At 38.9% G+C, this 19,411-nt stretch carries 17 protein-coding genes; 6 read left to right on the forward strand and 11 right to left on the reverse strand.

All coding sequences use genetic code 11. From position 1 onward, the window contains the following. The first annotated feature begins 16 nt into the window (after positions 1 to 16). The 3 genes from EJF25_RS05865 to EJF25_RS05875 are packed head-to-tail and all read left to right on the forward strand — an operon-like array spanning position 17 to position 4,660. The gene (locus EJF25_RS05865; RefSeq protein WP_125040457.1) at positions 17 to 1,954 is read left to right on the forward strand and encodes a glycogen debranching enzyme N-terminal domain-containing protein; all 1,938 of its coding nucleotides are present in this window, start codon (positions 17 to 19) and stop codon (positions 1,952 to 1,954) included. Positions 1,955 to 1,971: 17 nt separating this feature from the next. Further along, positions 1,972 to 3,246, forward strand: a complete 1,275-nt coding sequence (locus EJF25_RS05870; protein WP_125040458.1) for a glycosyltransferase family 4 protein — start codon at positions 1,972 to 1,974, stop codon at positions 3,244 to 3,246. A gap of 13 nt (positions 3,247 to 3,259) precedes the next feature. Then, entirely contained in the window at positions 3,260 to 4,660 is a 1,401-nt protein-coding gene (locus EJF25_RS05875) for a glycoside hydrolase family 57 protein (RefSeq protein WP_125040459.1), read from the forward strand. A 238-nt stretch (positions 4,661 to 4,898) separates the two neighbouring features. Here the strand turns inward: EJF25_RS05875 and bamH are convergent, their stop codons facing one another. Then, positions 4,899 to 6,554, reverse strand: coding sequence for a BamH family beta-barrel-assembly machinery protein (gene bamH, locus EJF25_RS05880; RefSeq protein ID WP_125040460.1), 1,656 nt, complete (start codon positions 6,552 to 6,554; stop codon positions 4,899 to 4,901). 21 nt (positions 6,555 to 6,575) lie between these two features. Next, positions 6,576 to 7,412: a glycogen/starch synthase gene (locus EJF25_RS05885; protein WP_125040461.1), complete on the reverse strand. Its 837-nt coding sequence runs from the start codon at positions 7,410 to 7,412 to the stop codon at positions 6,576 to 6,578. A gap of 142 nt (positions 7,413 to 7,554) precedes the next feature. Here EJF25_RS05885 and panC point away from each other — a divergent pair, with 142 nt between their 5' ends. Next, positions 7,555 to 8,403, forward strand: coding sequence for a pantoate--beta-alanine ligase (panC, locus tag EJF25_RS05890; protein WP_125040462.1), 849 nt, complete (start codon positions 7,555 to 7,557; stop codon positions 8,401 to 8,403). Between the two features lie 18 nt (positions 8,404 to 8,421). Then, the gene (gene panD, locus EJF25_RS05895; RefSeq protein ID WP_025074321.1) at positions 8,422 to 8,775 is read left to right on the forward strand and encodes an aspartate 1-decarboxylase; all 354 of its coding nucleotides are present in this window, start codon (positions 8,422 to 8,424) and stop codon (positions 8,773 to 8,775) included. Between the two features lie 158 nt (positions 8,776 to 8,933). Here the strand turns inward: panD and EJF25_RS05900 are convergent, their stop codons facing one another. Both EJF25_RS05900 and serS read right to left on the reverse strand, forming a co-directional pair. After that, entirely contained in the window at positions 8,934 to 11,222 is a 2,289-nt protein-coding gene (locus EJF25_RS05900; RefSeq protein WP_125040463.1) for a bifunctional dihydroorotate dehydrogenase B NAD binding subunit/NADPH-dependent glutamate synthase, read from the reverse strand. A gap of 373 nt (positions 11,223 to 11,595) precedes the next feature. Further along, positions 11,596 to 12,870 (reverse strand): serine--tRNA ligase, encoded by a 1,275-nt coding sequence (gene serS / locus EJF25_RS05910; protein ID WP_125040464.1) that lies wholly within the window; start codon positions 12,868 to 12,870, stop codon positions 11,596 to 11,598. A gap of 305 nt (positions 12,871 to 13,175) precedes the next feature. On the opposite strand from serS, the gene EJF25_RS05915 reads away from it, so the two are divergent. Continuing rightward, positions 13,176 to 15,011 carry a glycoside hydrolase family 2 protein gene (locus EJF25_RS05915; RefSeq protein ID WP_125040465.1) on the forward strand — a complete coding sequence of 612 codons (1,836 nt, stop codon included), beginning with the start codon at positions 13,176 to 13,178 and terminating at the stop codon, positions 15,009 to 15,011. A gap of 135 nt (positions 15,012 to 15,146) precedes the next feature. Here EJF25_RS05915 and EJF25_RS05920 read toward each other — a convergent pair whose 3' ends face one another. The 7 genes from EJF25_RS05920 to EJF25_RS05950 all read right to left on the reverse strand — a co-directional run bounded on the left by EJF25_RS05920 (position 15,147) and on the right by EJF25_RS05950 (position 19,401). Further along, a complete protein-coding gene (locus tag EJF25_RS05920; RefSeq protein ID WP_125040466.1) occupies positions 15,147 to 15,536 on the reverse strand; it encodes a BF3164 family lipoprotein in 390 nt (129 codons plus the stop codon). A gap of 176 nt (positions 15,537 to 15,712) precedes the next feature. Then, complete coding sequence (gene rpmA, locus EJF25_RS05925) at positions 15,713 to 15,976, reverse strand: 50S ribosomal protein L27 (protein WP_125040467.1); 264 nt, start codon at positions 15,974 to 15,976, stop codon at positions 15,713 to 15,715. 22 nt (positions 15,977 to 15,998) lie between these two features. Beyond that, positions 15,999 to 16,316 carry a 50S ribosomal protein L21 gene (gene rplU / locus EJF25_RS05930; RefSeq protein WP_125040468.1) on the reverse strand — a complete coding sequence of 106 codons (318 nt, stop codon included), beginning with the start codon at positions 16,314 to 16,316 and terminating at the stop codon, positions 15,999 to 16,001. Positions 16,317 to 16,574: 258 nt separating this feature from the next. Beyond that, positions 16,575 to 17,213, reverse strand: coding sequence for an HAD-IA family hydrolase (locus tag EJF25_RS05935; protein ID WP_125040469.1), 639 nt, complete (start codon positions 17,211 to 17,213; stop codon positions 16,575 to 16,577). Between the two features lie 37 nt (positions 17,214 to 17,250). Further along, positions 17,251 to 18,135 (reverse strand): TraB/GumN family protein, encoded by an 885-nt coding sequence (locus EJF25_RS05940; RefSeq protein ID WP_125040470.1) that lies wholly within the window; start codon positions 18,133 to 18,135, stop codon positions 17,251 to 17,253. Between the two features lie 26 nt (positions 18,136 to 18,161). Continuing rightward, complete coding sequence (locus EJF25_RS05945) at positions 18,162 to 18,674, reverse strand: C40 family peptidase (protein ID WP_125040471.1); 513 nt, start codon at positions 18,672 to 18,674, stop codon at positions 18,162 to 18,164. Between the two features lie 22 nt (positions 18,675 to 18,696). Continuing rightward, a complete protein-coding gene (locus tag EJF25_RS05950) occupies positions 18,697 to 19,401 on the reverse strand; it encodes an ABC transporter ATP-binding protein (protein ID WP_125040472.1) in 705 nt (234 codons plus the stop codon). Positions 19,402 to 19,411 lie beyond the last annotated feature (10 nt).

Below are 19,411 nucleotides of genomic sequence, written 5' to 3' on the forward strand. Positions count from 1 at the left end.
TAAATAATGCACAACTATGAGTTATTTACGTTTTGACAAGACCCTCATGACGAATCTGGAAGAATCCCTGCAACGGGAAATTCTCCGGACGAACAAAGCAGGAGCTTATCATTGTACAACGATTGTTGATTGTAACACACGCAAATATCACGGGCTATTGGTAATTCCTGTGCCAAACCTCGACGATGAAAATCATGTGCTGCTATCTTCTCTTGATGAAACGGTAATTCAACACGGTGCGGAGTTTAACTTGGGTTTACATAAATATCAAGGAAACCACTTTAGTCCGAATGGACATAAGTATATTCGTGAGTTTGATTGTGAACATATCCCGGCGACAACTTACCGTGTTGGAGGTGTGGTTCTACGAAAAGAAAAAATCTTTGTACACCATGAGAATAGAATTCTGATTCGTTATACATTGCTTGATGCGCATTCGGCTACTACCTTGCGTTTCAGACCTTTTCTGGCTTTCCGCAGTGTGCGTGAATATACGCATGAGAATTCGCAGGCGAATCGCGATTATCAGATTGTGGAGAATGGTATCAAGACTTGTATGTATCCCGGTTATCCGGAACTGTTTATGCAGTTGAATAAGAAATGTGAATTTGTTTTTCAGCCTGACTGGTATCGAGGAATCGAATACCCTAAAGAGCAGGAGCGTGGATACGACTTTAATGAAGATCTCTACGTGCCCGGATATTTCGAAGTCGATATCAAGAAAGGTGAAAGCATTGTCTTTTCTGCCGGAACGTCAGAGATCACTCCCCGTAAGTTGAAACAAACATTTGATGCGGAAGTTGCCGACCGTACTCCGCGTGATAGTTTCTATCATTGCTTGAAGAATTCGGCTCACCAATTCCACAATCAACAAGGAGATGAACATTATATTCTTGCCGGTTACCCTTGGTTTAAGTGTCGTGCCCGCGATATGTTTATTTCTCTGCCGGGACTGACACTTGCTATCGACGAGGTTGATCAATTTGAAGATGTGATGAAAACTGCTGAAAAGGCGATTCGTAACTTTATCAATGATGAACCGGTAGGATATAAGATTTACGAAATAGATCATCCGGATGTATTATTGTGGGCAGTTTGGGCTTTACAACAATACGCTAAGGAAACTTCCCGCGAACAATGCCGCCGGAAATATGGCGAATTGTTGGTTGATATCATGGAATTTATCCGTCAGCGGAAACATGAGAATCTTTTCTTACATGAGAATGGCTTGCTTTTTGCTAACGGCACGGATAAGGCGATTACGTGGATGAACTCTACAGTAAACGGTCGCCCGGTAATTCCCCGTACAGGATATATTGTTGAGTTTAATGCTTTGTGGTATAATGCGCTGCGCTTCATTGCCGATCTGGTTCGCGAAGGAGGCGATGTTCATCTGGCTGATTCGCTCGATGCACAAGCAGAAATAACAGCTCAATCATTTATAGAAGTATTCCGTAACGAATACGGTTACTTACTTGATTATGTAGACGGAAATATGATGGATTGGAGCGTACGTCCCAATATGATCTTTGCCGTCGCATTTGATTATTCTCCTCTGGATAGAGCACAAAAGAAACAAGTGCTTGATATTGTAACTAAAGAGTTACTGACTCCGAAAGGGCTTCGTACATTGAGTCCGAAGAGTGGGGGATATAGCCCGAATTATGTTGGTCCTCAGATACAGCGTGATTATGCTTACCATCAGGGTACAGCTTGGCCGTGGTTGATGGGATTCTATATGGAAGCCTATCTTCGTATTTACAAGATGAGTGGTTTATCGTTCGTAGAGCGTCAGCTCATCGGACTGGAAGATGAACTAACCATTCATTGTATTAGTTCGTTACCCGAATTGTTTGATGGTAACCCACCTTTCAAAGGTCGTGGAGCTGTTTCGTTCGCTATGAATGTTGCCGAAGTGCTGCGTATTCTAAAGCTGTTATCTAAGTATTATTAAAAGGAGGAGGAACGAAGATGAAAGTTTTAATGTTTGGATGGGAGTTCCCCCCGCATATCTTAGGAGGTTTAGGAACTGCCAGTTATGGTCTGACGAAAGGGATGTCTCAGCAGAGTGATCTGGAAATCACTTTCTGCATTCCCAAGCCATGGGGAGACGAGGACCAGAGTTTTTTGAGAATTATCGGTATGAACAGTACGCCTGTAGTCTGGAGAAATGTCGATTGGGATTATGTGAAAAGCCGTGTGGGTGGTTATATGGATCCGCAATTATATTATGATTTGCGTGATCATATTTATGCTGACTTCAACTATCTTCATACCAATGACTTGGGTTGTATCGAGTTCTCAGGACGCTATCCTGACAATCTGCATGAGGAGATTAATAATTATTCTATTGTGGCAGGTGTAGTAGCCCGTCAACAAGAGTTTGACATTATTCATTCCCATGACTGGCTGACTTATCCGGCAGGTATTCATGCCAAACAAGTGTCCGGTAAGCCTTTAGTGATTCATGTGCATGCAACCGATTTTGACCGTAGTCGTGGCAATGTAAATCCGACAGTGTACGCCATTGAGAAGAATGGAATGGATCATGCCGACCACATTATGTGTGTGAGTGAACTAACCCGTCAAACGGTGATTCATAAGTATTTTCAAGATCCTAGGAAGGTGTCTACTGTACACAATGCTGTTTCTCCGCTATCGCAGGAGATTCAGGATATTGTTCCGTTAAAGAAACCGAATGAAAAAGTGGTGACTTTCTTGGGCCGTATCACGATGCAGAAAGGACCGGAATATTTTGTCGAAGCTGCTGCTATGGTATTACACCGTACACGTAACGTCCGTTTTGTAATGGCCGGTAGCGGTGATATGATGGATCAGATGATTCGTCTGGTTGCTGAACGTGGTATTGCCGACCGTTTCCATTTCCCCGGATTCATGAAAGGAAATCAGGTATATGAAGTGCTGAAAGCCAGTGACGTATATATTATGCCTTCTGTTTCCGAACCGTTTGGTATTTCTCCGCTGGAAGCTATGCAGTGTAGTGTACCTACTATTATTTCCAAACAATCCGGGTGTGCTGAGATTCTGGAAAACTGTATTAAAACGGATTATTGGGATATTCATGCGATGGCAGATGCCATTTACTCTATTTGTACTTATCCGGCAATGTACAATTACCTGAAAGAAGAGGGTAAGCGTGAAGTGGACGAGATTAAATGGGAGAATGTCGGATACAAGGTACGTGGTATCTATGACGAGGTTATAAAAAATTATGGTAAACAATAAAAGATTATAGACTATGAGAACTATCTGTCTTTATTTCGAAATACATCAGATCATACATTTGAAACGTTATCGTTTCTTCGATATTGGTACTGATCATTATTATTATGATGACTATGCGAATGAAACTGGCATGAATGAAGTTGCCGAACGTTCATACATACCTGCGCTCAATACGTTGATTGAGATGGCAAAGAAATCGGAAGGTGCTTTTAAAGTCGCATTGTCCATTTCTGGAGTCGCTTTGGAACAGCTTGAAATCCATGCTCCGGCTGTGATCGACTTGCTTCATCAATTGAATGATACAGGCTGTTGTGAATTCCTCTGCGAACCTTACTCGCATGGTTTGTCATCATTGGCTAATGAAGATTGCTTCCGCGAAGAGGTACTTCGCCAGCGTGATAAGATGAAACAAATGTTCGGCAAAGAACCGAAAGTATTTCGTAACTCTAGTTTGATTTACTCGGATGAGATTGGTGGTATGGTAGCTTCCATGGGCTTTAAAGGAATGCTGACAGAAGGTGCTAAACCTGTTTTGGGATGGAAGAGTCCTCACTATGTATATCATTGTAATCAGGCTCCCAGCTTAAAATTGTTATTGAGGGATTTCAAATTATCTGATGATATTAGTTTGCGTTTCTCTAACTCGGAATGGGCGGAATATCCATTGTTTGCTGATAAATATATTAGTTGGATTGATGCATTACCGCAAGAAGAACAAGTGATTAATATCTTTATGGAATTGGCTGCATTAGGCATGGCTCAGCCTTTGTCTTCTAATATTCTTGAATTCCTGAAGGCTTTGCCGGAATGTGCAAAAGCTAAAGGCATTACCTTCTCTACTCCGACTGAGATTGTTACGAAATTAAAGTCTGTTTCACAATTGGATGTTCCTTATCCAATGTCATGGGTGGATGAAGAAAGAGATACTAGCAGTTGGCTGGGTAATATTTTGCAACGTGAGGCTTTCAATAAGTTGTATAGTGTGGCAGAACGTGTTCATCTTTGTGACGACCGTCGTATCAAACAGGACTGGGATTATTTGCAAGCCAGCAATAATTTCCGTTTTATGACGACTAAAAATACGGGTATCTGGTTGAATCGGGGGATTTATGATTCTCCTTATGATGCTTTTACTAACTATATGAATATCTTGGGTGACTTTATTAAGCGAGTAGATTCATTGTATCCTATTGATGTGGATAATGAAGAGCTTAATTCTCTGCTGACTACTATTAAGAATCAGGGAGAAGAAATTGCTGATTTGCAAAAAGAAGTTGCTAAATGGCATAATAAAGCAGAGAAAGAAGCTGTAAAAGCTCCTAAAAAGGTTGCTGCGAAAAAGGAGCCGGCAACAAAGAAGTCGGTTAAGAAGGCTATTACGCGTCCAAAGAAAACTGCGAAAAAAGAAGAATAAATAATAATAGAATTTAGAGAAAGGTTGCCTCTGCATAGAAAAGGAGGCGACCTTTTTATTATATAGGTAAGTCAAATAATTATATAGATGAGTCAAGGTTATAATTGGTTCTTCTTCGCTTTTAATATATCAATTGCCTAATTGCAGGATTAGTCAATAAAAAATCCCTATAAAGAATAGCTCGCTTTTGGATTTTGAGCTGTTCTTTATAGGGAAATGATAGTTTTTCTTTTATATATTAGTTTCCAAAGTTAGTGGAAACGACTTCAAGCTTTAATCTATAGTTTGGATCATTATTACCTTTGCTACCACCTTTCAGACGTACATAACTGGGCTTTAAGTCATGCTGTACACTGATAATTTGTCTATTTTGTGAGGTAGCATCATCATAAGTAATAAGAACAGGAATGAGTAACACCTTATTCCAGTCGCTATATTTCTCCCAGTCGGTTATGTTATCAACGGTTACGGTTTCAGTTTCACCTTTAGAATTAGTGAAACTGAGTGTTATTGTTTCATGATTCTTAAATTTCTTTTCCGCTTCTTCTCTCTCTCCATCGTCCAGACAATCATTTACTAAATTAGTAATATTACTAAAGACATATTGATTGCTTGTACTGGAATGGGTGGTTAAGTAAGATGAGATATTATCAGTAAGCTGATTTTTTTCGAAGAATGAGTCTTTAAATTTCTTACGTATCAGCATTACAGTAGATGGATAAGTCATTCCGAATTTATTCTCACTGGATTGATTATAATTAGAGAATGTTAGTTTTACAGCATTTAAAGTATCTAATTGCAGTTTCTCATTAATCTCATTAATAGGAAGTGTAGCTTGAGTAAAGATACCAGCCGGAGATTTAATATAGGTATTATTATCCTGATCAATTAATTCTTGCATCTTTACTGGATCATTGCTTAATTGATTTGCTTGGATTACTTCACGAGTAGATATAAAACTGCGTTTATAATAATAGGTAGAGTCTGCTGTACTACCCGACTTTTTAAGCTTTATACCGGTTGTTTGGTCTACTGCATAGCATTTGTAAACTACATTCATTTCAACTTGGAATACATAAAGTATTGTTCCGTCTCCATAGTCACTTTTTACATAGAGCCCTTTGAAAACATCGCTGAATTTATCGTAATCAAAAATTGCCCCTGCTTTATCAGCTTGTCTTGAAGCTCTTAATATTTCTCCACCGACTTTATAGGAAATGTCTTTGTCGAAATTGAGGTATACGTAGGGTGTATAACTATCTAGGTTACGAATAGAATCCTTTACAGACAAATCAACAGCTGAATAGGTCTTGCTTCCTAATAGATCTGTTTTATCATAGTAATTATTCGGATCAATATCAGTATAATAAGGCTTGTCTTTGAGTTTCAATTTTTTGTTTAATTCATAAACACTTAAACGGCAAGCCGTCAATGAATCTCCGAAATAGCTGTTATACCATAAATAAAGTTCAACAGTATGGATGTTACCAATGGGTTCCCCGATTGGCTCGTTTTTATCATTGTCGTAAATTAATTGGATATCGTCGCTCGGTTCTATTACCATATAATTATATGGTTCACCTTTATCATTTAAAGCATTATTTTTATAGACTCCCGGAAAAGTTAATTTTTCTGGACAGTTTATGGACGCTAGAAAACCTGCCTGATAAGCCCCAAAATAATCATCAGTAAATTTACCTACATAACCAATATTGGTTTTTGCGTAGATCTGTCCGGTGGGAACGGAGTTTGTTATTACATTAAATGTTGTTAATCTTCCGCCAATATTTTGATCGCTTCCCGGGAACATTCCTAATCCCAGGCCGGCAGTACTATCATCACATCCCCAAAATGTGATTGCTAATAAGGTTATCAAGGCATATTTTGCTTTCATGATCGTCGTTTCTTGATTTTTTTATTCTTCTATTTGGTTTGCTGTAGCTTCCCATACCCGATCATAGAATTCGTTACAAGCATCTGCATAGTTATCCGGATTCTGGTAATCAAGTACCAATTTGCCTGATTGACGGGCATATTCGATAATGGATTGATCTACTTTTTCGCTGTTCTGGATTACTCCGTCAGAATAATCGACTGCTAGTTTGCAAAGGGTAGCATAGTCTATTGGTTCTTTCAAAGAAGCCAAATCTTTTTTAGTGATACCTTTCAACATTAGTTTGTTAGCAAAGTCCTCACTAAATGTATTTTTGAAATCATCTTCGTATACGGAGAATACTATTTTTGCATCGCGGAAGGAAGGTTCATCTTTATATGCTCTCTTTATATAAAGAGGTGCTAATGCTGTCATCCAACCGTGACAATGAATAACGTCCGGACACCAACGAAGTTTCTTCACTGTTTCCAATACCCCGCGTGCATAGAAAATAGCACGACTGTCGTTATCATCATATTCTACGCCATTTTCATCCGCTGTTTGCAGACGATTCTGGAAATAGTCATCATTATCGATGAAATACACCTGCATACGAGCAGATTGGATAGAAGCAACTTTTATGATAAGTGGATGGTCAGTATCATCAATAATCAGATTCATCCCCGAGAGTCTAATCACTTCATGCAGTTGGTTTCTGCGTTCATTGATATTTCCCCATTTGGGCATAAAGGTTCTGATTTCACGGCCTTTTTCCTGGATTGCCTGTGGCAGGTTCCTACCTATATTGGCCATTTCGGATGCTGAAATGTAAGGTGTAATCTCTTGTGTAATAAATAAAACTTTATTCGCCTTTGTCATAATAACAATAGTTCACTATAATATTCTGCAAAGATAGCAAAAAAAAGGAACTTTAAATAGCATATTCTTTCTTTATGTGGCAAATATTAGTTTATTTTGCAGAGTTTTTGCAAAAGACTAAAACATAAACCAATTAAAGAAAATGAAAGTAATACACACTATCAAGGACTTACAGACTGAATTGACAGCTCTGAAAGCCCAGGGTAAGAAGGTAGGACTGGTGCCCACAATGGGTGCTTTACACGCAGGACACGCGTCGCTGGTAAAGCGTAGTGCAAATGAGAATGATGTAACAGTAGTGAGTGTTTTTGTAAATCCCACTCAGTTTAATGATAAAAATGATTTAGCAAAATATCCACGTACGTTGGATGCTGATTGTCGCTTGTTGGATGATTGCGGAGCGGCATTTGTTTTTGCTCCGTCTGTAGAAGAAATGTATCCGCAACCGGATACTCGTCGGTTTAGCTATGCTCCGCTGGATACGGTAATGGAGGGAGCTTTCCGTCCGGGACATTTTAATGGCGTTTGCCAGATTGTCAGCAAGTTGTTTGATACGGTAATACCGGATCGTGCATATTTCGGTGAGAAAGATTTTCAGCAGTTGGCGATTATTCGTGAGATGGTTCGTCAGATGAAATATAAATTGGAAATTGTAGGCTGTCCGATTGTCCGTGAAGAAGATGGACTGGCTTTAAGTAGCCGGAATAAACGTTTGTCTGCTGAAGAACGTGAAAATGCCTTAAAAATTTCTCAGACAATCTTTAAAAGTCGTACCTTTGCAGTCTCTCATACAGTAAGTGAGACGCAAAAAATGGTGGAAGATGCGATAGAGGATGCTCCGGGTTTACGTTTGGAGTATTTCGAGATTGTAGATGGAAACACTTTGCAGAAGATAAGCAATTGGGAGGATACTTCATATGCAGTTGGCTGTATTACAGTATTCTGTGGTGAAGTTCGTCTGATTGATAATATTAAATATAACCAACTCTAATTTAAAAGACGAAACCTTATGATGATTGAAGTGTTGAAGTCGAAAATTCATTGCGCACGTGTCACAGAGGCCAATCTGAACTATATGGGTAGTATCACGATTGATGAAGACCTATTGGATGCAGCGAACATGATTCCGGGAGAAAAGGTGTATATTGCTGATAACAATAACGGCGAACGCTTTGAAACCTATATTATCAAAGGTGAACGCGGTTCCGGTAAGATTTGTCTGAACGGTGCTGCTGCCCGTAAAGTGCAACCAGATGATATTGTGATCATTATGTCATATGCACTGATGGATTTTGAGGAAGCGAAGTCGTTTAAACCGACTGTGATTTTCCCAGATCCGGCAACGAACAAGGTAGTGAAGTAAGAGAAAACAATTCTTTTATATAAAAAAGAAAATCCTTGATTGCATAAGCAGTCAAGGATTTTTTATGAGTATATATTGGATAGGCTATATTTAAATACTGGTTAGCATATCACTTTATCATTAATATAGCGATTATCAATTTTGATAAAGCCTAGCTTTTATTTTTGTAATTGCTCATTCATAGCAGCAGCAGCTTTACGGCCATCACCCATTGCTAGGATTACTGTTGCACCGCCACGTACGATGTCACCACCTGCAAAAATCATCGGAATGGATGATTCCATGTTATCATTGACAGTAATAGTACCTTTACGGCCTACTTCCAGTCCTTTGATAGAACTTGGAACAATTGGGTTTGGAGATACACCGACACTAACAATAGCTAGATCAATATCAATTGTTTCTGTTGCTCCCGGAATAGCTACAGGACTACGGCGTCCCGAAGCATCCGGTTCTCCTAACTCCATCTTTTGAAGAACAACTCGTTTTACCCGACCTTGCTCATCCGGAATATATTCGATCGGATTATGTAAAGTAAGGAATTCAATTCCTTCTTCTTTGGCATGTTTTACTTCTTCAATACGTGCCGGCATTTCTTCTTCCGAACGACGATAGATGATCATGGCACGTTCAGCACCCAGGCGCTTGGCGGTACGTACGGAATCCATTGCTGTATTTCCGCCGCCAATAACTGCTACATTCTTACCAAAAGCTACCGGAGTATCGGAATCTTCACTGGCTGCATCCATCAGATTAACGCGAGTCAGGTATTCGTTGGAAGACATGATATTAATGGAATTTTCTCCCGGTATATTCATAAAGTTAGGTAACCCGGCACCGGAAGCTACAAATATTCCTTTGAATCCTTCTTCTTGCAACTCTTCTACACTGATTGTCTTTCCTACAATACAGTCTTTGATAAATTTGACTCCCATCTTAGAGAGATTCTCAATTTCAACATCAACGATCTTATTAGGTAAGCGGAATTCTGGAATACCATATTTCAATACACCCCCGATTTCATGCAGTGCTTCGAATACGGTTACATCATAACCGTATTTAGCCATATCTCCTGCAAATGACAGTCCGGCAGGTCCAGAACCTATCACAGCTATTTTGATACCATTCTTGTCTGCAATGACGGGAACGGAGATTTGTCCGCTTTCACGTTCATAATCAGCAGCGAAGCGTTCCAGGTAACCGACTGCTACAGGCTTTTCGTTCATTTTCAAATGAATACATTTAGATTCACATTGTTTTTCCTGTGGACAAACACGACCACAAACAGCCGGAAGTGCACTTGTTTCTTTCAATGTCTTTGCTGCTTCAAGGAATTCACCACGCTCGATGTTTTTGATAAAACGTGGAATGTCGATACCTACCGGGCAGCCTTCCATACATCCCGGATTGGCACAGTCAAGGCAACGCTTAGCTTCAGTGACAGCTTGCTCAGCTGTTAATCCTTGATTCACCTCTTCTTTACGACTATGTGAACGATATTCGGGATCAAGCTCATTCATTTCAACACGAGGAATAGCAGTGCGTTCTTTCGCTTTCATTGATTTACGCAATTCCTGTCTCCATGCAGCATTACGGCTTTTTTCGTCTATTTCTTTGGTGGCTTCGCATTCGGGTTCCAGCTTGTGCATTTCTTCACGTTCAATGTTTTTGAATGCACCCATACGTTTCAGCATTTCATCAAAGTCTACTTGGTGACCGTCAAACTCAGGACCATCTACACAAACAAACTTAGTTTTTCCTCCAACAGTGATACGGCAAGCACCACACATACCTGTACCGTCTACCATGATTGTATTCAATGATACTTCAGTTGGAATTTCATATTTCTTAGTAAGCAAACAAACGAATTTCATCATGATGGCAGGGCCGATAGCGAAGCATTTATCTACTTTTTCGCGTTTGATTACTTCTTCCACGCCTTCTGTAACCAGACCTTTACGACCGTAAGAGCCGTCATCAGTCATGATAATTACTTCGTCAGAACTTTCGCGCATTTCTTTTTCCAAGATAATGAGGTCTTTATTGCGACCTGCCAATACAGTAATTACCCTATTTCCGGCAGCTTTCAAGGCTTGTACGATAGGAAGCATAGGAGCAACGCCTACACCACCACCGGCACAAACTACAGTTCCGAAGTTTTTAATGTGGGTAGCTTGTCCTAGCGGACCTACTACATCTGTTATATAATCACCTTCGTTTAATTCACAAAGACGGGTAGAGGAGAGGCCGACTTCCTGTACTACCAAAGTGATAGTACCCTTTTTTATATCAGAACCGGCAATAGTTAAAGGCATACGCTCTCCTTTTTCACCCACACGCACGATCACGAAGTGTCCGGCCTTACGGGATTTGGCAATTAAAGGAGCTTCAATTACAAGTTTAAACACTTTTTCTGAAAAACGTTCTTTGCTAATAATTTTGTTCATTATATTATCTTTATTACGTAATTTCTTTCTTTTTGCTAAGATTTTGCAAAGATAAGGCTTATTTGTGAAAAACGAATAGCTTGGTTACTAAAACTGCAAGTGTCTTTTTATTTATGCACTGTTTTTAGTATCCAGTCAGCTATATCTTTCAGTACTTCTTCGCTGAAAGTTTCCTCTATTTCGATGTATTCATCCATTTGTCCTGTCTGGCAATGCTGAAAGAGATGGTTTTAGTTAGGATGTGCTTTGGTTGTAACAAGAAGAAAAAAACTTATAAAGGGTAAAAGCTAGCCAAGAAGCAGTATAATCGCTTATTCCTATGGAGGAAAGCTTTAATAACTTCTAGGATAGCTTTTTTATGGATGATTTCGAATTAATCGATAATATCGAAACCGCAGTATGGAACCAATGCTTTCGGAATCTTGATGCCTTCCGGAGTCTGATTATTTTCTAGTAAGGCAGCAACGATGCGGGGTAATGCTAGTGCTGATCCGTTCAATGTATGGCAAAGTTCAGTTTTCTTTTCTGCACTACGGTAACGACATTTCAGACGATTAGCCTGATATGTATCGAAGTTGGAAACAGAACTAACTTCCAGCCAACGTTTTTGTGCTTCAGAATATACTTCGAAGTCAAAACAGAGAGCAGCTGTAAAGCTCATGTCACCACCACAAAGACGGAGAATGCGATAGGGGAGTTCTAGCTTCTGCAATAAACCTTCTACATGATTCAACATTTCCTGATGAGATTGTTTAGAGTGTTCCGGTTTGTCGATACGTACCAATTCCACTTTAGAGAATTCATGCAAACGATTCAACCCACGTACATCTTTGCCATAAGAGCCGGCTTCGCGGCGGAAACATTGAGTATAAGCACAGTTCATGATTGGCAATTGTTTCTCTTCCAAAATTACATCACGGTAAATGTTGGTAACAGGAACTTCTGCTGTAGGAATCAGATATAAATCATCTACTTCGCAATGATACATTTGTCCTTCTTTGTCAGGAAGCTGCCCTGTACCATAACCGGAAGCTGCATTAACCACAGTCGGTGGCATAATTTCAGTATATCCTGATTTACGGGCTTCGTCCAAAAAGAAATTAATGAGTGCACGTTGAAGTTGGGCACCTTTACCTTTATATACAGGAAAACCGGCACCAGTGATTTTAACACCCAAATCAAAATCAATCAAATCATATTTTTTTGCTAATTCCCAATGAGGAAGTGCGTCTTTAGGAAGTTCAGTTTCCATTCCACCCATTTTCTCCACAACGTTATCTTCGGCACCTACACCTTCAGGTACACTATCATAAGGTATGTTAGGAATAGTATAAAGTAAGTTCTGCATATCAGTGGCAGCTTCTGTCATTGTAGCATCCAATTCTTTATTGATATCTTTCAATTCGGCAACACGGGCGCGGGCTGTTTCGGCTTCTTCTTTCTTACCTTCTTTCATTAGTTGTCCGATAGTACGTGAAAGGGAATTAACCTCTGCCAGATTCTTATCTAATTGGTTTTGTGAGTTACGTCTCTTGTCATTGAAAGCGATAACCTGATCGATCGTTTCTTTAGCATTCTTGAAATGCTTTTTTTCCAGTCCGCGGAGTACCGCCTCTGTGTTTTCTGTAATTTGTTTAATAGTAAGCATATCTATATACTTTTTTGAACTTTCTTTGTTTCGAGTTACAAAGATAGAGCAAAAAAAGATATGTAGGCATAGTTATTATACATTTTACGTATAATAATTGCCGTAAAATCTAAGAATATATGCTTTTTTATCCATAAAGTGAATATTTGTCTTCATCTGTCATCTAAATATATCTTTTGATAAAAGTGATATATTACTTACAAAATATTATCTTTGGGACCTGATTAACGAAAATGTCATGACGTTCTTTGGAGAATGATCTTGTTATCAACGTATTCATCAAATACATTATAAAACTATATATTATGAGACAAAATGTCATTACTTGTTTTATCTTTTGCCTCTTGCTTTTATCTGGAGGCGTTTTCAATGTAAAGGCACAAAACTTGGAAAAGTTTACATTGCCTACACCTTGGACAGCGGAAGCATTAGCTGCTGAAGTTCCTTTCCCGGAATATCCTCGTCCACAGATGGTGCGTTACAAGTGGTTGAATTTGAATGGAATGTGGGACTATATGGGTGGTAAAAAAATATCTGATCCCGTTACTGCTACTATCCCTCCTGTCTTTCCTGCTAACACAGAAAAAATACGTGTACCGTTTCCTCCTGAAGCAGAACTATCCGGTATAGCTCGTAAAGGGGATACTTGCTTGTGGTATAGACGTAGTTTTGTTGTTCCGAAAGAATGGAAAGGCAAGAATGTGCTATTGAATTTTGGTGCGGTGGACCGTATCTCGTCAGTGTTTGTAAATGGCAAGAAAGTTGGAACTCATACGGGAGGTTATGATGCTTTTAGTTTTGATATCACTGATTACTTGAAATCGGGCGAAAATATTCTCGTAGTAGGTGCTTACGACCCGAATGATGGTCGGGCTGCTTCGGGAAAGAATGGACCTCGTGGTGATTATGTTTATACTTCCGGTATTTGGCAGACGGTTTGGCTTGAACCGGTAGAGAAACAATATATTTCTCAAATCAAGCTTGTTCCTGATGTGAAGAATAATCGTTTGGAAGTAGTAGCCTATAGTGATAATCCGGGATTGACTGTGACCGCAATTGCCAGTAACGGTACTTCGGAAGTAGCAAAATCAAATGGAAGTTCTAATACCAGTTTTTATCTGCCTATTCAGAATCCTCGTTTGTGGAGTCCCGATGATCCTTTTCTGTACGAATTGAAATTGCAGTTGAAAGACCGGAAAGGGAAGATAATAGATGAAATATCTTCTTATTTTGGCATGCGCTCGGTTACTATGGGTAAGGTAGATGGTGTGCTTCGTCCTTTGTTGAATGGAGAATTTGTTTTCCACATCGGTCTTTTGGATCAAGGTTATTGGCCTGACGGTGCATTTACAGCTCCTACAGAACAGGCTTTGCTTTATGATATCGAGTTGGCTAAACGCGCAGGATTTAATGTGATTCGTAAACATATTAAGGTTGAACCTCAACGCTGGTATTATCATTGTGATCGACTTGGTTTGATGGTTTGGCAAGATATGCCTAACCTTTGGGAGCCTGATGATGCAGATTCTGTAGCTGTTCGCAAACAGTTTCGTGATGAATTGAAGGTGATGATTGACCAGCATGTTAGTTCACCGTCTATCGTAATGTGGGTTCCATTTAATGAGAACTGGGGAGCTTTTGAAGCAACTGACATTACTGACTGGGTGAAGAAATATGATTCCAGCCGTCTGGTAAATGGAATGTCTGGATACAACTATGCTCCTGGATATCGTAAGGCATATGGAGATCCCGGTAATGGTGATTTTGTAGATATGCATCATTATGGTAAGATAGAACCTCAAGCAATGCCTCGGCCAAATGATAAGAGGGGTGCTTCCCTTGGAGAATTCGGAGGAAAAGGTTTATTTGTACGTGGACACATGTGGCCTGTACGCAATGATGCTTATGAAATGATGCTAAATAAAGATCAACTAACAGATACTTATGTGCTGATGGCTACTGAATTGGAGCAGATGATTAAGTATTTCGGATTGAGTACAGCTATTTATACACAGACTACGGATGTGGAACATGAGATTAATGGCTTAGTTACTTATGACCGGAAGGTAGAAAAAATGGATCTTGATAAAGTGAAACATATTAATCAGGAAGTGATAAAAAGTACACGAAAGAAGCAATAAGGAATAATCTTTCTAAGATGTGCCGGAATCTTATTCCGAGGAATTTCCTTTTAATATAATTATCATTTTGAAACCAAAAGGGGATGTAATCACCGAGATTACATCCCCTTTCTATTTAGAGTGGATAACATCTTTTTAAGATGGAGGGAGTTGGTACTGGTATAGATAATCGTCTTCTACGTTTTTATCGCAAGCATATACGATATTGTTTGCTTCATCAATGACGATATCACTGATATATCTACCTAAATTGATTGTTTTTAGATTTTCACCATCTAAATTATAGATTTCCAGTAAACTTCTAGCATTTGATAAATTTCGTACTTGGGTTCCTTGATAGAGTGCATATATTGTGTTTTTCCCACAAATTATATCAGAGTAATAGTAAACCATTTCGTCATCCAGATCTCTATTATATAAATCGTTTTGGACCTTGTTATCTCCAATTATGAATTTTAAGTTGAAGCCAAGGGGAGAGATCTGAAAAACTTCCAAGCGATTAATATATCTGTAAGTAATAGTCATATAGTTATCACTTACTGAAAACTTGAGGCTGTAATTTAAATTGTGTCAGCAAAGAAAACAAATAAAGTATTAACTTTGCTAACACAGTTTAAATTACAGTCTCTCCCCCAAAACAAGAAAGGAGATGTAACCAAATCAGTTACATCTCCTTTTCTTAAATATTTTTAGTTGTACGGTTATGCCTCAGACGCAGGGATAATAGAAACATATCTTCTATCTTCCTTACCTACTTTGAAACTTACTGTACCATCTACTAAAGCGAAAAGAGTGTGGTCTCTACCCATACCGATGTTTTCACCCGGATGGAATTCTGTACCTCTTTGACGAATGATAATGTTACCTGCTTTGCAAGCTTCGCCACCAAATATCTTAACGCCTAATCTTTTACTTTGTGATTCGCGGCCGTTCTTAGAACTACCGACACCTTTTTTATGTGCCATTTCTTCTTACTTTTAAAATTGATTAAGCTACTACTTCTGTGATTGTTAACTCAGTGAACTGCTGACGATGACCGTTCAGTTTTCTGTGACCTTTTCTTCTTTTCTTGTGGAAAATAAGAACTTTGTCACCTTTAACCAAGCTAGAAATAACCTGGCAAACAACTTTAGCGCCTTCTACTACAGGAGCACCTACTGTGACATTTCCGTCTTTGTCTACCAAAAGAACTTTTTCAAACTCTACAGTTGAACCGTTTTCTGCACCTTCAATGTGGTGAACGAACAACTTCTGACCAGCTTCTGCTTTAAATTGCTGACCGTTGATTTCTACAATTGCGTACATCTTATAATAAATGTATAAGTTAGCTCCGGCGGGTGGTCTTTAATTACTTAAAGATCTCTTTGTCGAACCCGTTGCGGAATAATCGGGCACAAAAGTACTATTTTTATTTGTTTGTGACAAATATTTCGTTGCTTTTTTCTTTGTAATCTTTCTAACCTTTGTACACTCTTTATCATTTCATTGGCACAGTTGTGCCAAAGGCTTGGCACTGTCGTGCCACTTCATTGGCAAGGTTCTGCCACTGCGGTGGCAGAGATATTAATTTAGTAACTCTGCCAAAGAGTTCATAATGATTCGGTGAGGGTATGCTTTGAGTTCGTTGGCGGTAGTCATTCCATTGAGAACTCCGGCAAAATCTACTCCGGCATTTTGGGCTGTTTCGGCATCTACAGTGCTGTCTCCCACATATAAAGTTTCATTTTGAGTACTTTTTAGATGTTCTAATGCAAACTGTACTCCTTCGGCTGACGGTTTTGCCGCTTTTACATCTTCTCCACCGACAACAATGTCAAAAAAATCCTCCGGAAGATAATTATTCAGATAATCCAGTATCCGGAAACGATATTTAGTAGAAATGATTCCGATACGTGCTCCCCGTTTTTTAAGTTCTTTCAGAGTGGGCAACGTTTCGGGAAAAAGAATAGTGTTGGCATTCATATGTATATCTGCTTCTTTTCTGTATTCCAGTCGAAAAGCAGTTAGTTGTTCGGGATCTGTAATGCCGGTGAGGATACTAAAAGACTCTTCCAACGTTTTACCGATTGTTCGTTTGATGGCTTCGTCGGTTACATCAGTGTACTGATGACGGGTAAGTACTATTCTGAAACAGGTGACAATGCCATGTGATGAATCGGCTAACGTATAGTCAAAGTCGAATAAATAGGTTTTATAGTCCATTGGAAAACTTTTCTGCAAAAGTACTAAAATCCTATTTCTATTTTACAGGTTCAACCGTATATCCTTGTTTTTTCAGTAAGTTTAGCACTCCTTTTTTACCCGGAAGATGTAAAGCACCGACAGCTACGAAAGTTGGAGCAGTTTTCATAATATTGGGTAATTTCTTTGCCCATGCCTGATTGCGGTTGTAAATCATGGCATCGTCTTCGCCGGGGAGTGGATCACATTGATCTCCTTTGCGCTCCTCACTGAGACTGAGCATAGAAGTCAGATCTTGTTTTGAATAGGCATCTGTCACCTTTTTCAAAATATCTATTGATTCATCCATATTATTAAGTACACACATTAATAACTGTGCCTGGCGTTTTAATGAAGTACCATTAAATAGCAAGTTAAATTGGAAGTCTACTGTTTCTAAGCCTCCTACCTTTTTACCCTTTTGAATAGCTAGGTTTTGAAAATAGGTATCGAGTTGTTCTTGTGGATTAAAGTTCTGGATGTGTTTTATATAGGCTATTACTATTATATTATTTTGTATAGCGGATGGCTTTAGTTTAGGTACCAGTGTTAAGTCCATCATCAGGTATTCCTTGCAAAATTTGTTAGCTGTTTCAAAATCAGCAGCTGAAAGGAGTGACATTAACGTTGTATCACTTTCGGTCATCATCATCTTTTGCATTCTCTGCATAGCGGCAGGTGTTTGTGTATCTGATATTTTCAATTCTCCGTATACTTGCAGCGTTTCGTCTAATGCTTTTTGTAGACCGGCAATGCTATCTTTGATGCTGAGTGGAGCTAAATGATGTGTACCTATTATATAGGAAGGTTTTTCAAGGTCGTTTCCTGATATTTTCCATAACAGTTGTGCATTTGCACTAAGCGATATGCATATCAAGATAACTGCTGCAATGAATGATTTCATGACTCTTACTGTTTAAAAGTTGATGATTATTGTATCCTTCCACCGGATATCCAATGTTTGGTATAGTAATCTTCATTTAGATTACTGACTATAACTCCTTTACTGGTGCTGGCATGGATGAATTTCCCGTTTTTTAGATAAATTCCCACGTGAGCCACTTTTTTTCCGGAGTTTCTGCTGGTAAAGAATACGAGATCACCTTCTCTGAGATTCCGTTTGTTGACTTTATTACTTTTCTTTTTCAAGTCTTCCGTCTTTCGTGGAAGTTGGGTACGATAGACTTTCCGGTAGACTTGATAAGTAAGTCCTGAACAATCTGTCCCTCTTTTTGAATCTCCACCGCTACGATAGGGAACACCTATCCAGTCGGCCGATTCCATATAAAGTTTATGATTATCTTCAAGATTAATATCAACTCCTAAACGGATAGAGGCCTTTGCTAATGCTTTATAATCCAGACGAGGGGCGGAAGTACGGCAAGAACTAAAACTTATGATCAGTCCTAATAGTAAAATGGATTGTAAAAAGAGTTTTTTCATGGTTTCTCGCTGTTAATCGGGGTTATTCTTTTATGTTGAAATAATCTTCTAACTCCTGTTCGGCAGAATTGTTTTCATTAATGATATCTTTTATAATAATACCATTTTCCTGTAAAGCAATGCGTGGACATACGTCTATAATATGGTTTAGATTATGGCTGGAGATAATAACAGTAGCTTGATGTTCCTCATTATATTTTTTGAGTAAATGCTTGATGACAGATTGCGAACTAGGATCGAGGAAATTGAATGGTTCATCTAAAATCAGCAATTGCGGGTGATGAAGCATGGCAGCGATAATACCGATTTTTTGTTTATTACCGGCCGAATAGTTACGAATATACTTTTTTTGCCCGATTATTTCTCCGCTCATGAAACGCTCGAAAGGGAGGAGTCGCTCATTTACTTCTTCTTTGTTCAATCCATATACTTTACCGATGAAATAAAAATATTCTTCCGGAGTAAGATAATCAATCAGGAAACTATAATCGATAAAAGCTCCGGTGAAGTTTTTCCAGTCTTCGCTTTGACTGACGTCAATACCATTGATGATCACTTTTCCTTTGTCTGCTTTCAATAAATCCAGCATTAACCGGAAAAGTGTTGTTTTACCGGCACCATTATTTCCTACCAGACCAAGCATATCACCTTGATTAAGCTCGTAATGTTCTATATCAATAGCTACCTTTGAACCAAAGTTCTTTTTAAGATTATCAATGTTAATCACGGTTTTCAGT

It is taken from the genome of Bacteroides faecalis, assembly GCF_003865075.1.
GTDB lineage: Bacteria > Bacteroidota > Bacteroidia > Bacteroidales > Bacteroidaceae > Bacteroides > Bacteroides faecalis.